At 36.2% G+C, this 14,191-nt stretch carries 14 protein-coding genes; 10 read left to right on the top strand and 4 right to left on the bottom strand.

Going from position 1 to position 14,191, the window contains the following annotated elements; genetic code table 11:
- Nucleotides 1–9: 9 nt before the first annotated feature.
- The 4 genes from LDM92_RS04290 to LDM92_RS04275 all read left to right on the top strand — a co-directional run bounded on the left by LDM92_RS04290 (nucleotide 10) and on the right by LDM92_RS04275 (nucleotide 3,298).
- Complete coding sequence (locus tag LDM92_RS04290; RefSeq protein WP_223902174.1) at nucleotides 10–384, top strand: hypothetical protein; 375 nt, start codon at nucleotides 10–12, stop codon at nucleotides 382–384.
- A 101-nt stretch (nucleotides 385–485) separates the two neighbouring features.
- Nucleotides 486–2,033, top strand: a complete 1,548-nt coding sequence (locus tag LDM92_RS04285) for an ABC-F family ATP-binding cassette domain-containing protein (RefSeq protein ID WP_223902173.1) — start codon at nucleotides 486–488, stop codon at nucleotides 2,031–2,033.
- An 8-nt stretch (nucleotides 2,034–2,041) separates the two neighbouring features.
- Nucleotides 2,042–2,818 carry a threonine/serine exporter family protein gene (locus LDM92_RS04280; protein ID WP_223902172.1) on the top strand — a complete coding sequence of 259 codons (777 nt, stop codon included), beginning with the start codon at nucleotides 2,042–2,044 and terminating at the stop codon, nucleotides 2,816–2,818.
- Between the two features lie 3 nt (nucleotides 2,819–2,821).
- A complete protein-coding gene (locus LDM92_RS04275; protein ID WP_223902171.1) occupies nucleotides 2,822–3,298 on the top strand; it encodes a threonine/serine exporter family protein in 477 nt (158 codons plus the stop codon).
- Nucleotides 3,299–3,473: 175 nt separating this feature from the next.
- Here LDM92_RS04275 and LDM92_RS04270 read toward each other — a convergent pair whose 3' ends face one another.
- The gene (locus tag LDM92_RS04270) at nucleotides 3,474–4,184 is read right to left on the bottom strand and encodes a C39 family peptidase (RefSeq protein WP_223902170.1); all 711 of its coding nucleotides are present in this window, start codon (nucleotides 4,182–4,184) and stop codon (nucleotides 3,474–3,476) included.
- Nucleotides 4,185–4,283: 99 nt separating this feature from the next.
- Nucleotides 4,284–5,861, bottom strand: a complete 1,578-nt coding sequence (locus LDM92_RS04265; protein ID WP_223902169.1) for a multicopper oxidase family protein — start codon at nucleotides 5,859–5,861, stop codon at nucleotides 4,284–4,286.
- 359 nt (nucleotides 5,862–6,220) lie between these two features.
- Between LDM92_RS04265 and LDM92_RS04260 the strand changes: the two genes are divergently transcribed.
- From LDM92_RS04260 to lacG, 6 genes are all read left to right on the top strand, one after another.
- Nucleotides 6,221–6,763, top strand: a complete 543-nt coding sequence (locus LDM92_RS04260) for a hypothetical protein (RefSeq protein ID WP_223902168.1) — start codon at nucleotides 6,221–6,223, stop codon at nucleotides 6,761–6,763.
- A gap of 128 nt (nucleotides 6,764–6,891) precedes the next feature.
- The gene (locus LDM92_RS04255; RefSeq protein WP_223902167.1) at nucleotides 6,892–7,512 is read left to right on the top strand and encodes an LVIS_2131 family protein; all 621 of its coding nucleotides are present in this window, start codon (nucleotides 6,892–6,894) and stop codon (nucleotides 7,510–7,512) included.
- Nucleotides 7,513–7,693: 181 nt separating this feature from the next.
- Nucleotides 7,694–8,557 carry a PRD domain-containing protein gene (locus tag LDM92_RS04250; RefSeq protein WP_223902166.1) on the top strand — a complete coding sequence of 288 codons (864 nt, stop codon included), beginning with the start codon at nucleotides 7,694–7,696 and terminating at the stop codon, nucleotides 8,555–8,557.
- A 4-nt stretch (nucleotides 8,558–8,561) separates the two neighbouring features.
- The gene (locus tag LDM92_RS04245; protein WP_223902165.1) at nucleotides 8,562–8,915 is read left to right on the top strand and encodes a PTS lactose/cellobiose transporter subunit IIA; all 354 of its coding nucleotides are present in this window, start codon (nucleotides 8,562–8,564) and stop codon (nucleotides 8,913–8,915) included.
- 17 nt (nucleotides 8,916–8,932) lie between these two features.
- Nucleotides 8,933–10,678, top strand: a complete 1,746-nt coding sequence (locus tag LDM92_RS04240; protein WP_223902164.1) for a PTS lactose transporter subunit IIBC — start codon at nucleotides 8,933–8,935, stop codon at nucleotides 10,676–10,678.
- Nucleotides 10,679–10,689: 11 nt separating this feature from the next.
- Nucleotides 10,690–12,114, top strand: coding sequence for a 6-phospho-beta-galactosidase (gene lacG / locus LDM92_RS04235; protein ID WP_223902163.1), 1,425 nt, complete (start codon nucleotides 10,690–10,692; stop codon nucleotides 12,112–12,114).
- 121 nt (nucleotides 12,115–12,235) lie between these two features.
- Here the strand turns inward: lacG and LDM92_RS04230 are convergent, their stop codons facing one another.
- Both LDM92_RS04230 and LDM92_RS04225 read right to left on the bottom strand, forming a co-directional pair.
- Entirely contained in the window at nucleotides 12,236–13,759 is a 1,524-nt protein-coding gene (locus LDM92_RS04230; protein WP_223902162.1) for an O-antigen ligase family protein, read from the bottom strand.
- A gap of 109 nt (nucleotides 13,760–13,868) precedes the next feature.
- Nucleotides 13,869–14,183, bottom strand: a complete 315-nt coding sequence (locus LDM92_RS04225; protein WP_223902161.1) for a DUF2187 domain-containing protein — start codon at nucleotides 14,181–14,183, stop codon at nucleotides 13,869–13,871.
- Nucleotides 14,184–14,191: the final 8 nt, after the last annotated feature.

Here is a 14,191-nt window from a genome sequence, read left to right as displayed (position 1 = left end):
AAAATAAATATGCGTAAACAATCTATGATTTTAGCTGTTTATAGTACAATATCAGCCTTTATCGCTTTTATTGCAATAGCCTTCATTTGTTTACGCACATTTCGTTGGAATTTATCGGTTGCTATATTAGCAGCAAGCATATTTGCCTTATTTTTCTTTGCTTTTTCATGGTTTCGCGGTCATGCTTCCGTTGAAATTAAGCGAATTGCACGCGAACATCATTTATCTGATCAGGATTTAGCCAAAATTACTGGCATGAAAGCAAGCGATTTTCCAATATATAATGATAAATTGCAGTTGATTTTACCTAAGCGTTATTGGCCTAAAGTATTGGATTCCTTGCAGAAATATGAACAAGAAAATGACGAAAAGGTGGGCAAATAGCCCACTTTTTTATTGTGCATATTAGCAAAACCAAGCCAAAAGATTAAAGATAGTTTTACTTTATTTTGTACAACTTATAATGATATTTAGGGAGATGCATAATGAGCATACTAACAGTTAAAAATTTGGGACAAGGTTTTGAAGATAAAACTTTATATCAAGATGCAAGTTTTGTACTTAACAAAGAAGATCATATGGGCGTGACTGGTCAAAATGGGGTTGGCAAATCGACCTTGATTAAAATTTTAACTGGTGAAATATTACCTGATGATGGACAAATTAAATGGCAAAACAAAATTGCAATTGGTTACCTTGATCAGTATGCCAAGTTGAAACCAGGGGTGACGATCCGCCAGTTTTTGCGTACAGCATTTGCACCACTTTATGATAAGGAAAAAGAGTTAAACTCTTTATATGAAAAGTATGCAGCTGAGGGTGATAGCTCTATACTAGAAAAAGCAGGTAAGATGCAGACCTATCTGGAAGAAAATAATTTTTATAATATTGATACCGAAATTGAGCGAGTTGCATCGGGATTAGGTCTGGCAGAACTGGGGTATGATCATGATGTGAGTCAATTGTCAGGAGGTCAAAGGTCAAAAATTATTTTGGCTAAGTTGCTTTTGCAGACTCCAGATGTGTTGCTGCTAGATGAGCCGACCAACTATCTTGATGTTTCTCATATCGATTGGCTGGTTGACTATTTGAACAATTTTGCCGGTGCTTTTATCGTAGTTAGCCATGATTATGACTTTTTAGACAGAATTGCCAATTGTATCATTGATATAGACATCGGTACGATCAAACGTTATACCGGAACTTTAAAACAAGCAATGCGTCAAAAAGAAGCTAATCGGGAAACGTATTTGAAGGCTTATAGTAATCAGCAGCGTAAGATTGCCAAAACTGAGGCTTATATTCGCAAAAATAAGGCTGGTACTCGTTCAAAAAGTGCAAAATCACGGGCACGGCAACTTGCAAAAATGGATGTACTGAACCCGCCTAAAAATAATCATAAACCGCACTTTGCATTTCCTTATGTGGCTACGGCCGCCAACCTTTTATTGCAAACACAGGATTTAGTAATTGGCTATGATCAGGCGTTAGTCAAAGAAGCGTTTAATTTTTCAGTTGGAGCTAATGAAAAAGTTGCTATTACCGGTTTTAATGGTATTGGGAAATCAACACTATTAAAAACATTACTAGGTCAACTAGATCCAATTTTTGGCAGTTATAAATTGTCCGAAACTGCCAAAATTGCCTACTTTAAGCAGGAATTAACTTGGCCGAATAACAATATGACGCCTCTGCAATATTTACAAGAAAACTTTGAACGCATAAAACCTAAAGAACTAAGAGGGGCTTTGGCAAAATTGGGCGTCACTGCTCAACAGGCAATGAGTCCTTTAAAAAAACTTTCTGGTGGCGAACAAGAAAAAGTTAAACTGGCAAAAATGTTATTTGAACCGGCAAATTTGTTGTTTTTGGATGAACCGACTAATCATTTGGACCGCGATGCCAAAGATGCATTAAGACAGGCTATCGTTAAGTTCCCTGGCGGAGTGATTATCGTAAGCCATGAACGCGATTTTTTCCAAGGCAATTGGGTTGATAAAACTATTGATATTGAGACTATGAATAAACTTTGAGGTGAAAAATGAATGCTAGACCAGGTGAATTGTTTTACCAAGATTTGCTTGAGACCTGCTTAACTGCTGGTGAATTAATGATTGAGGGCGGAAGCGAAATGTATCGGGTTGAAGATACGATGGTGCGCATTGCCAAAAGTGCGGGTGAACCTGATCCACGCGTTTTTGTGGTGCCAACGGGTGTTTTTATGAGCTTGGATCACGGTAACTATTGCCAAAGCACACTTGTACATGAGCGCAATATCAACCTTGAACTAGTTGACCGCATTAATTCTTTGTCCCGGGCTTTTGCAGATAAAAAAATTTCTTTGCAAGAGGTTAAAAACGAGGTTACCAAGATGGCAAAGGGAGGCTATCCTACTTTTCCCATATGGCTGCAGACAATTGGTGCCGCAATTTTGAGTGCAACGCTTATGGTATTGTTCATGAATAATTATGACTGGATTGATTTTCCCGCAGCGGCCGTTGTGGGAGCTATAGGGTTTCTTTCATTTTATTACTTTAAACGTTTTACTAACGTTAGGTTCCTGGCTGAACTTGTTGCAGCCCTGATTATGACGGTCATTGCAGCAAGCTTAGTTCGACTTTTTCCGCAAATGATTATTGACCATATTCTAACTGGTGCATTGATGCCTTTAGTGCCAGGTCTGGCCTTGACAAATGCATTGCGAGACTTATTTAAAGGTGATATTCTTTCAGGAATGGTAAAAATCTGTGAAGCTTTGCTGACAGCATTTGCATTGGGCGGCGGAGTTGGTATTGTCTTGAAATTTTTAGGAGCTTAAAAAATGCCTTTTTGGTTAGAAATAGTAATTAATGTTGCTTTTGCCTACCTTGCTTCAGCCGGCTTTGCCTTAACAATCAATGTCCCGCGCAGAGTACTTAATTTGGCCGGTATCAGTGGTATTATTAGCTGGATTATTTACTGGCTGGCAATGAGAGCGTCAATGGGACGGTTATTATCAAATTTACTAGGATCTTTTGCTATCGGCATTTTAGGGATAGTTTTTGCTAGAATGAAAAAATGCCCGGCTACAGTTTTTTACATTCCTGCAATTGTGCCTTTAGTACCAGGCGTTCCCGCTTATCAGGCTGTGCGTGAATTAACATCTGGTAATCTTCGAGGAGCAAATGATGCAGTATTAAGAGTGATAATTGTGACAGGTTCAATTGCTTTGGGAATGCTTTTGTCAAATATGTGCGTGGAAATTTTCTTCAGAATAAAAAAATTTTACAAACGCCACTCAGAAAAGTATAATAATTAATGCGAGTCGACAAAAACGCGAGATGCGTATTTGTATGAGGACGTCCGCCTTTAGTGGCAGGCACGGGAAGTGCTGGCGGTTGACCAACCTGATGTGAACAGAAGTAGTCACCTGTTAATTTTGACGGGCCTCGATTTGAAAAAGAGCAGATTCTTAATTGAACCTGCTCTTTTTTCTATTCCAGATATAATGCTTGCTTGCCTTGCTGGTTGTAGCTTTTTTCGAGATTTTTCCAAGAAATTTTCTTATTTTTATGACCAAAGGGATCATTAACGTAAACGATTCGTGCCTTTTTATCAAAGCCGGTAATAACGCAAGCGTGTGAAGACGGAGTCACATGAACTTCGCCTTGAGCTGTCTGCCACGTTTGCATGTCACCAACATGATTAAAATTGGTGGTAGTAATAATCAAAACCGGATGTCCATCAGAAACCAATTTCATTACCTGAATAAAATCATGATTTGTGAAATTTATAATACGCTTAGTATACTTCAATCCAACTTGTTCTAGCGGCTCATTATAAACGCACCAACCGGCATTAGCCTGACTCATGTAACCAACAAAGCCAACATGGGGATTGCCCCGATACTTTCCATCATCGGTATACGAAGAAACGTGCTTAATATTCTCTGAGAGATCGAGTTTATTAACTTTAACACCATAATAGCGTAAAAGCATTGATAAAGAAGTCACTTCACAGCCATTGGGCAGATCAGGATATTGATTTTCTAAAGGAACATCTAACTTCTGGGATGATTTCAAGGTTAACCAGTCATAGCGGTCTTTAAGACCTGCAGAATTAAAGATTGTAAAAACTAAGCCTATAGAAAAAATACCCAATAATAATATCAAAATAGCTTTAAAGGAAAAACTTTTCTTTTTCATAAAGCTATTTAAACATAGGATGATTATTAAAAGCAAAAAATCGCTCAAATTAATGAGCGATTTTGCTAAATTTTATTTTTTCTTTATTGAAAGTAGTAATTAGTGGTGAGTTGCGCTTGATAAAGCATCAAGACTGTGATCTTCACCCTTAACTGCCATGCCTTCAACGTCCATACCTGGGCAGAAGACCTCATCTTCTGGAACGCCTCTTTCTTCAGCAAAAGCCTTATTCAGAGTTTCCATATCCATCAAATGATATTTCTTATCTGGGTCTTTTGGATCAACAATTTGAATTTGCGCCATCATACCAGCATCTTCGTGCTCGATAATGTGGCAGTGGTACATAAAGACACCAGTGTTTTGGAAGTAAACCTTTATGCGAACTGTTTCTTGAGGTGCTACTTCGACAGTGTCTTTATAAACGCCTCTTTCGTTTGGATATGGTTCTTTACCGTTGCGTGATACAACCAGGAAGTGAGCTCCGTGAGTGTGGAATGGGTGCAACATGCCGTTAACTTTATCGTTAGTGTTAGTTACGTCCCAGTATTCAGCATTCATCAATTCCTGCTTCATATCAATTCTTTCCATTGAGAACAACTTACCGTTGATCATGTTGTGGTTATCCATAGTAACGTGAGGAACTGGTGAGTTAGGGTTAACAACTGGATCGTATGGTTTGAACAATGTGTCAGGAATTACGCTGTCATCTTTTTCATAGCTGTGAATTCTAAACTCAACCAGCTTGAAGTCGTCAGTGTAGAGGTTGACAACATCGCCTTCTTTGTAATTGCTAAAATCAACAACTACTTGTTGACGCTCACCCGGTCCAATTAAGACTTTAGTCAATTTAACTGGGTGCTCCAAGAATGAGTCGTCGCCAGCGATTTGGGTCATTACCAAGTCATCACTAAAGTGCAGGCGCCATTCACGACGGTTTGAACCACCTAAGAAGAGCAAACGTACTTTTTGAGTAGTGACATCAACATATGGACGTACAACACCATTGATGATTGGAGTGTCGCCAAAGATACCCATTGCGTTGTAGTCTGCCTTGTAGTCAAATTGGTTGTCTTCGTGGAAAATACGGTCTTGCAAAATAATTGGAAACTCGTCCTTACCGTAAGTCTTAGGAATTGGCAGTTTAGCTTCGTTGGCATCAGTAATAACAACGCCCATAGCTAATCCCATCCAAACTTGCATGGCAGTTGATGGACATGGGTGAGCGTGCAGCCAAGTTAAAGCTGCTGGTTGTTTAACTGTGAAGTCAATGTGCTTTTCTTCTCCTGGGTAAACCGGAGAGTGACAAGCACCATCGTTACCAGGACCTGAAAGTTCCATACCGTGCCAGTGGTAAGTGGTCAATTCTGGCAAGCTGTTCTTCAAAGTTACGTGAACATGTTGACCTCTGGTTAAAACCATGGTCTTACCAAGAACTGGGAAGTTGTAGCCCCAAGTATGAGTCTTCTTACCTGGTAAAAATTGGAAGTCGCCTTCTTGAGAATCGATTGTGTACCAAACATCATTGTTTTCTTGTTTATCAGGCTCCAATACTGGAGGAACAATCAAAGGCTGAGCTTCAACACCTTCAGGAATGTGAAGGTCCTTGTATCCCATTTCATGATTTTTATCAAAATCTTCGGAATTATAGAAATAATCTGTGTAAACTTTATCTGACATATTCGTCTACCTTTCAGTTAAAAAATTTAGTGAAAAATTTTTAGTTACATGTTAAATTTACTCTATGTGAAAACGCTTGTAAAGTAGATACGGCTAAGTTTTTTGAATAATAATTTATAAAAGCGCTTTTTCAAAATTTAATAGAGCAAAGTGTTATTTAATATTGGCAAAAATCTTGCTTAAACAGTGGTTTTCTTTGAATAAAAACAGCGTTTAACTATTTTTAGTTAACATTAATTAGCAAAAGTGTTTTTTAAAAATATTTTTTAAAAGAAATAAAAAAATTGTTTTTACACAAAAATTTGAGTATCGTATAGAAGACTGATAAAAATTAATAAATTTAGATAAGGGTTTTAAATTTGGAAATAAGCTTAAAAGATTTAACTGCAAAAATAGAAAAACAAGATTATATTGAAGACTTAGAAACTGTTAAATATGCAGACATTGGTAAGTCAAAAGCAAAATTGCGTGAGTTGGCTACTAAACTGGTTAAAGAAACCAGAGCTGCACTTAAGCATAGCTCATTAAGTCATGTTGCACTTGAAATAAGCGGACAGAGAACTGTTACTTTTGCTTTAGAAAGCAATATTATTAACTTACCTTATAGTAATTATAAAAAAATTGCTAATTTTTTTGAAGAAGGTAAAGAATATCCTGTTGCCATATATTTCGAAACGCAATCAGAATTTTTGAATGCGTCAGGATTTAGAATCGATCAGCTAGCAACAGAAGAAGAGATTGAGCGGGATGAAACAGATATTGCAGCTAAATTGACGGATGCTATGCAGGAAAAAATAAAGCAGGTGCGTGAATATCAAAAACCTTCAGTTCCGATCAAAAAGAAGTCTGCCCCTAAAAATACTGGTAAAACTAAGAAAGCAACTACTAAAAAGGCTAAATAAAAATTCTCAATTTTTTAACAGGTAAATTGGTTTTTTATTATTGCTTTAATAATGAATGCTATTTTTAAGCTCAGCTATTCAAAAGATACTTTTTACAATATAATGGAGAAAGAAGCAGGAGGTCCGTTATGGTTAGCTGGAATCTACTTGGAGTTTTGTTATGGGTAATTGCTATTCTTTATTTAGTTTTTGTTGTCCAAAATATTCGCAAACGCCGAATTACTATGATTATCAAGAAACACAAGCAGTTTAGCTGGCCTAATTTTCTAATCGACATTATTGAAGTAGTTGTTTTGATTGTCGGTATAGTATGCTTGTTTAACAAAACTATGTTGGACAATCCTGACCTTGAAGATACCAGTAAAATAACAGCGCACATTACTTACGAACCTATTGTCATGAACACTGGGGAAGGTAATTCGAGTTACGTTACGATTAATTCGAAAAAGAAAAGAATTAGTACTCAGACTTTTACTTATTACAGACCAGGCAAGAAAATCAAAGTATCCAGCGATTTTGCTACGGTAGCTTATGGCAAAAGTCCCTTAGATCTGAACGCCGCAAAAATTCCGTATGATAAAAAACAACTGCAGACAATGGACCGCAAGTATCAACGTGCTTATGTTGCAATTTATACGGCCGATTATAAAAAGGTATGGCAGAATGGCATTGGAATGCATGCTGGGCATAATGCGACTCGCTACTATTTAATTAGAATTCCGGATCCATCATTTATCAAAGAAAAATAAAATTAATTTAAATAAAGCGTTTGCATAATTTTAAAAGTGTGTTATGCTTTATTTACATTGAAAATTTAAGTAGATTGTTACTATCAAATTAGGCGAGACTACTAGTAAAACTGATGAATTTTATATTATTCATCGGCTATTGCTAGTAGTCTCTTTTTTTTCGTAAAAAAGGAACAAAGATATGCGCCTTAAAAAAATTTTTAATAATAACAGCATTTTAGTAGATGTTGGGAAAGGACAAGAAGCAATTGTTTTCGGTAAGGGAGTGGGATTTGAACAAGGAAAAAACAGGCATGTTGATTCTAGTAAAATTCAGAAGATTTTTTATTTAGATAATAAGAAGGATAAAGAGTCGTTTAATTATTTATTTCATAATATTCCGGCAGATATAATTGCAGCAGTTTTTGCAGTTATTGAAAATGCAAGAATAAATTATCGTTTCCAGGTTTATGATTCGATTTATTTAACATTAAGTGAACATATTAACGGAGCATACAAATTGCTCCTTGCAGGAAAATATCAAGAAAATGAAATTCCAGATTTAAGTGCAAAGTATCCTGAAGAGTATCAAATAGCAAAAGAAGCACTTGTAATTATTAATGACAAGTTAGACGTAGAGTTTCCAAATTCAGAGGTTAAAAGCATAGCCCTTCATTTTATCAATAGCAAGATCCCTAATGGCATTGTAAAGCATGAAGGCAAATCAAAATATATTTTTGACACCTCCAAGTTAATTAACGTGGTACTCAATGTGTTAGACAACAATAATGTTTATCAAAGCAGCAAAAATCGGGATAGTTTCAGGCGGTTTCTGATTCATCTGCAGTATCTGGCTAAAAGGCTCTGGCGGCCACCAGAAAAGAAGGATTCTATTGATAAGAAGATTGAATGTGACATGATCAAAGCTTATCCGCGGTCATATCAAATAACTCAGGAAATCTTTCAGGCGTTAGAAGCTGAATTTAATTTTCATACATCTGATGCAGAAAGAGTGTATTTTATCATTCACATTCATCAAATATTAGGACAAGAGGAAAAGGAGTAAAAATATGGTAACCAAAGAAGAAATTTCAATGGCCGGTTTTGAAATAGTTGCTTATGCAGGTGATGCCAAGACTGCATTAATCAATGCTTTAGATGAAGCTAGAGGTGGCAACTATGACAAAGCTAGAGAATTAGTCAAAAGTGCAGATAGTTCACTAAATGATGCTCATAATGCACAAACAAAATTAATGAGTAAAGAAGCCAGTGGTGAAGAAATGGAGACTACATTCATTATGTCTCACGGGCAAGACACATTAATGACTACGATGCTTTTAAGAGATGAAGCAAAGTATTTTATTGATTTATATGAAAAGTATAATTCCGCTTTAAAGGAATTGAATGAACAAAAAAATAAATAAGTAAGAGAGGTTTAAAAATGAATGCTGTAATTAAGCAAATAGAAAAAGCGCAGCCCTTCTTTCAAAAAGTCGCTGCCAATAAATATTTGCGTGCCGTAAGAGATGGCTTTATAGCTTTAATGCCAATCATTATCTTTTCCAGTATCTTTTTATTAATAGCAAATGTGCCTTTAATTTGGCATTTTGCTTGGCCCACTAAAGTGGCTAATGCTTTAAACATGTTTTATAACATGTCAATGGGCGTTTTAGCCTTGATGGCATCTTCATCAGTTGCCAAGGCTTTAACTGATTCGTTTAATCTTGATTTACCAAAAACAGATCAAATTCCAACCGTAGGTGTGCAATTTACTGCTCAGGTTTCTTTTGTCTTGGTAGCAGTTGATACCTTAACTGATAAAATGAACAACCTGTATTTTGCAGTTGCAATGATTGGTACTAAAGGACTAATTTGTGCCTTTCTGGTAGCATTTATAGTTCCTAATGTATACTATCAATGTTTTAAACATAATATTACGATTAAATTGCCAGATGCTGTACCACAAAATATTGCGGGTGCCTTTAAAAACATTATTCCTTTTGCAATTAGTACATTTTTCTTCTGGATATTTTCATTAGCTTTTAGAGCTGCGACTGGGACAAATTTAGCTGCCTGGATTATTCAAGTTTTATCTCCATTATTTACCGCAGCAGATGGTTATTTTGGTCTGGCAATAGTTTATGGTGCGATGGCTTTCTTCTGGTTTATCGGAATCCAGGGGCCATCAATTGTTGAACCGGCAGTCACTGCTATTTATTTAAGCAATGTTGAATTAAACTTGTCGGCTTGGAAAGCTGGTAATATTGCTGGCGCAAACAGAATTTTAGCTCAAGGTACGCAATACTTTGTTGCTACTTTAGGTGGTACTGGTGCCACTTTAGTAATTACATTAATGTTTGCTTTCATGTCTAAATCAAAGGAATTAAAAGCAGTAGGCCGTGCTGCATCAATTCCAGTTTTATTTGGGGTTAATGAGCCAATTTTATTTGGTGCACCATTAATTTTGAACCCAGTCTTCTTTATTCCTTTCATTTTGACACCAATTGCCAATGTCTGGCTTTTTAAAATATTTGTTGATGTCTTCCACATGCCTGGCTTTATTTATAACCTTCCTTGGACTACGCCAGGAACACTTGGATTAATAATGGGTACAGGATTCTCAGTTGGTTCAATTATTTTGGCAATTTTGCTTTTAGTTGTAGATGTTGTAATGTACTACCCGTTCTTTAAAGCTTATGATATTCAAAAATGTGCTGAAGAAGAAGCAAAAGTAACTAATAACACAAGCGATTCTACTAGTGCAACTGCTACTAATACCAGTACCGAACCAACAGCTTCTGTTTCTGAAAATAATACTAATAAAACTGCAAGTGAAAGCAAAATTCCACTAGCTAAAACAAAAGATGGTAAAAGTCTCAATGTGCTCGTACTTTGTGCTGGTGGTGGTACCAGTGGTATTTTGGCCAAAGCCTTAAACAAGTTAGCTGCTGAAAACAATTTGCCTTTAGCAGTGGCTGCTACTTCATTTGGTGCTCACCACGATTTGCTTTCAGGAATGGACATCGTTATTTTGGCGCCGCAAATGAATGCGATGAAAGATGAGCTGCAAAAAGAATGTGATAAGAATAACGCTAAGATGATTACGACTACCGGGAAGCAATATATTGATATGACCCAGCATGCTGACAAGTGTCTGGATCTGATAATTGCTAACATTTCTGAATAAAGGAGAATAAAATGACTTTACTAAATAGAGTACAAAAATTACCTCACGATTTCGTGTGGGGAGGTGCCACTGCCGCTTATCAAGTTGAAGGTAGCACTCAAGTTGATGGTAAGGGCAAAACAATGTGGGATGATTACCTTGAAAAGCAGGGCAGATTTTCACCAGATCCTGCCAGTGACTTTTACAACCGGTATCCAGAAGACATTGGGCTTGCCAAAAAATATGGTTTAAATGCTGTGCGCGTTTCAATTGCTTGGACCAGAATCTTTCCTGAGGGTTACGGTCAAGTAAACCAAAAAGGCGTGGAATATTATCATAAATTGTTCAAAGAATGTCTTGATAATGGCATTGAACCTTACGTTAGCCTACATCATTTTGATAGTCCTAAAACTTTATTTGATAATGGTGACTGGTTAAACCGTAAGAATATTGATTACTTTGTGGACTATGCTAAATTTTGCTTTAATGAATTTAAAGAAGTAAAAAACTGGTTTACAATTAATGAACTAATTTCTTTAGCATATTCACAGTACATTGCCGGTACTTTCCCGCCAAACCATCATTTTGACGTTACTAGTGCAATTCAGGCTGAACATAACGAGTTAGTGGCACACGCCAGAGTGGTTAATTTATATAAAGAGCTGGGTTTACCAGGCAGAATTGGTCTAATTCATGTTATTCAACCGGTATATCCCATATCAACCAGCACTGAAGATAAACATGCAGCTAAATTGCAAGATGCGTTTTTGAATAAATTTTTGCTTGACGGGACGTTCTTAGGCTATTACTCAGACGATACCATGGCATCAATTAATGAAATATTGCAGTTAAATGATGCTCATTTGGATATTCAAGACGGTGATCTCGCTATTCTCGCTAAAGCTGCATCACAAAATGATATTTTTGGTTTAAACTATTATCAAAATCAGTTTATTAAAGCGTATCATGGCGAAAGTGAAAATCACTTTAACGGTACTGGTGACAAGGGTACTTCTTCCTTTAAGTTTAAGGGAGTAGGAGAAACTGTCAAAAAGCCAGGGGTACCGACAACTGATTGGGATTGGAATATTTTCCCACAGGGTCTCTATGACACATTAAAACGTATCAGTCATGATTATCCTAACTGCAAGACAATTTATGTGACTGAAAATGGTTTAGGTTATAAGGATAAATTTGTCAGCCCAGATAAGATTATTGATGATACTCCAAGAATTGATTTCATTGATCAACATGTCGCTGCCCTTTTAAAAGCTCGCAGTGAAGGAGTGAATGTCCAAGGCTACTTTGTATGGTCTTTGCAAGATCAATTTTCCTGGGCAAATGGCTACAACAAACGTTATGGTCTATTTTATGTAGATTTCAAAACTCAGAAGCGTTATGTTAAAAGGAGTGCTTTATGGTTTAAAGAATTAGCAGATACAATGAATAAAGAATAAAATTTAAGCAACTAACTTAGTTTAAACCCCGAAATTGGATAAATTTCGGGGTTTTCTAATGGTCAAAAAAGTTAATAAAGGTAAAAATAAAGGGACCGAGTCCGATAGCGACATGAGCCCCTTAATTAGAAGTCTGTATTGTTTCTTTTTTGCGAACTTGAACCAGGAGATTTCCTTCGACAAAAGCGAGAATAAAGCTGGCTGTCAAGAAGTCGACTACATTACCAGAGGAAAAAGCAGCGAGTAAAATGAAGCTGCTGGAAACAATTAAAGAACTGACTAAATAAGTGCGTGCTGACTTATATCTTAGCCACCTGTATGCTCCATAAAATAAAACTGCCAAATATGGTCCGACAAACAGGAGCATTCCGAGCCAGCCTAAAGAATATATTTGGGCGGTAAAATCGCGTTCTAAATTAAAAATATTATTTTCTCGAATGTACGAAATTCCCAAAAATTTATCTAGCTTGTTGTTATTGGTTTTGACTACTTGATTAAGCATTGCCTTTTCAATATGGCGATTTTCCATCCGCGCTTGACCCGGTTCATTCATAATTTTGAGCCAAAATTCTGGATCATACTGGTATGGGTAACTTTTGAAAACAAACTTGGGATTGAGAGCATATTCCTGATAATTTTTCTTAATGAAGTAACGTAAAAATTCAGCTCTTTTTTCGCCACTGGGATATTTTTGTAAGCCCGCAGCCAGCTCATTTTTTTCATCAGTTAAGTCGTGGTCAGATTGTTTGGCTAAATAAATTTCATAATTGTAACGCTGAATTGCAGGGCCAAAAGGTAAAATCACCAGGGATGCTACTTCTATTAGGACAGCAACTAAAAATGCCTTGCCACCGTTTTTTACATTTTTAATCAAATATTTATGTAGACCAAACAGGATAAGGCCAATAATTATGCCTCCAATTAGGCCAATAGCTGCTACTTTAGTACCAATTTCAATCATTGCCAAAGCCTGCACAACATTTAGCAAAACCGTATGCCAGTTAAATGAAGCAAAAAGATAGTAGAGCATAAGTGGCAGCAACATGAAGAGAACGGCCGAGATCATATTGGTAAAATTGAAGAAACCTTTAGAAGCCATATGAGAATAGCCAATATTAGGATTAAAAAACCACTCAAAAATGTTGGCGCTGATAGTTCCTGTCTCATACGATTTAAGAGAAATAACAAAAAGATTGGAAAGAACGATAGTGCCTGAAAAAAGTCCTGAAATACCTTCAATCACCAGTTGCAGTTGTTTTTGACTAAAGTCTAATTCATTAGTCAAATATAGCACCGTTAAGGGCAGCATCATTCTGATTAAATAAAAAACTTCACCGCTCGCGGTATAGCCGTAATTGTCGGGGCTAATACTGGTAAAGTGCTGCACATGTATTAAATGGAATACTGAATAGATAACTAAAAGAATAATATAAATTAGCAGCCATTTTTCCTGTGACAGTTTTTGCCAGGAATTTTTCGAACTGAAGTAAAGGCAAACTAGAGTTGCCACAGCCAAAATACGGATAATTGTGGGCAGAGTAAATGGTAAAATATTGGCCAGATTGCCGTGATAAAACCAATATAAATCTAAAAAAGGTTGAATTAAAATGAACCAAAATAAGACAGTTCTTGCTTTTTCTTTCACTTTTTTCTCCATATCATAAATATTTTCATGGTTTAATTTTAGGCAAAAACACAGCAAAAAAAAAGAGCAGTGAATCTTTATTCACTGTTTCTTAATTAAAAAATAGCTATTAATCTTTCTTCTTGTCAGTATTTGCTTTTTCTGTGGCAGCTTTTTTAATTTTTTCTACTTTAACATCACTTTTGGCCAAAGCCTGAATTTCCTTAATTTTCTTTTTAGGAACGCTCTTTAAATTCTTAAAATTGACTACTATTTTTTGATTTAAGTCACTAACTGCGGTCTTATCAGTCGGATCATAATCAATAATTTTTAGCAGGGCAGAATTTTCGTAAATTTTTTCCACTTTACCAAGAAAAGGCTTTGTCAGCTCTTCTTCAGATTTGGCGCTAAGAATGTCATCTGCTTTCACATCTGCTTTTTTCATAATAAGTT

The sequence above is a fragment of the Lactobacillus laiwuensis genome (assembly GCF_019972835.1).
GTDB classification, from domain to species: Bacteria; Bacillota; Bacilli; order Lactobacillales; family Lactobacillaceae; genus Lactobacillus; species Lactobacillus laiwuensis.
Note: the sequence above shows the minus strand (reverse complement) of the source record. Positions and strands in the feature narration are given on the sequence as shown.

Coding starts and splice junctions, on each gene's coding strand:
- LDM92_RS04255 (WP_223902167.1), top strand. CDS start 6,892: ATGGTTAGCTGGAATCTACTTGGAGTTTTGTTATGGGTAATTGCTATT.
- LDM92_RS04245 (WP_223902165.1), top strand. CDS start 8,562: ATGGTAACCAAAGAAGAAATTTCAATGGCCGGTTTTGAAATAGTTGCT.
- LDM92_RS04250 (WP_223902166.1), top strand. CDS start 7,694: ATGCGCCTTAAAAAAATTTTTAATAATAACAGCATTTTAGTAGATGTT.
- LDM92_RS04270 (WP_223902170.1), bottom strand. CDS start 4,184: ATGAAAAAGAAAAGTTTTTCCTTTAAAGCTATTTTGATATTATTATTG.
- lacG (WP_223902163.1), top strand. CDS start 10,690: ATGACTTTACTAAATAGAGTACAAAAATTACCTCACGATTTCGTGTGG.
- LDM92_RS04285 (WP_223902173.1), top strand. CDS start 486: ATGAGCATACTAACAGTTAAAAATTTGGGACAAGGTTTTGAAGATAAA.
- LDM92_RS04225 (WP_223902161.1), bottom strand. CDS start 14,183: ATGAAAAAAGCAGATGTGAAAGCAGATGACATTCTTAGCGCCAAATCT.
- LDM92_RS04280 (WP_223902172.1), top strand. CDS start 2,042: ATGAATGCTAGACCAGGTGAATTGTTTTACCAAGATTTGCTTGAGACC.
- LDM92_RS04275 (WP_223902171.1), top strand. CDS start 2,822: ATGCCTTTTTGGTTAGAAATAGTAATTAATGTTGCTTTTGCCTACCTT.
- LDM92_RS04240 (WP_223902164.1), top strand. CDS start 8,933: ATGAATGCTGTAATTAAGCAAATAGAAAAAGCGCAGCCCTTCTTTCAA.
- LDM92_RS04265 (WP_223902169.1), bottom strand. CDS start 5,861: ATGTCAGATAAAGTTTACACAGATTATTTCTATAATTCCGAAGATTTT.
- LDM92_RS04290 (WP_223902174.1), top strand. CDS start 10: ATGCGTAAACAATCTATGATTTTAGCTGTTTATAGTACAATATCAGCC.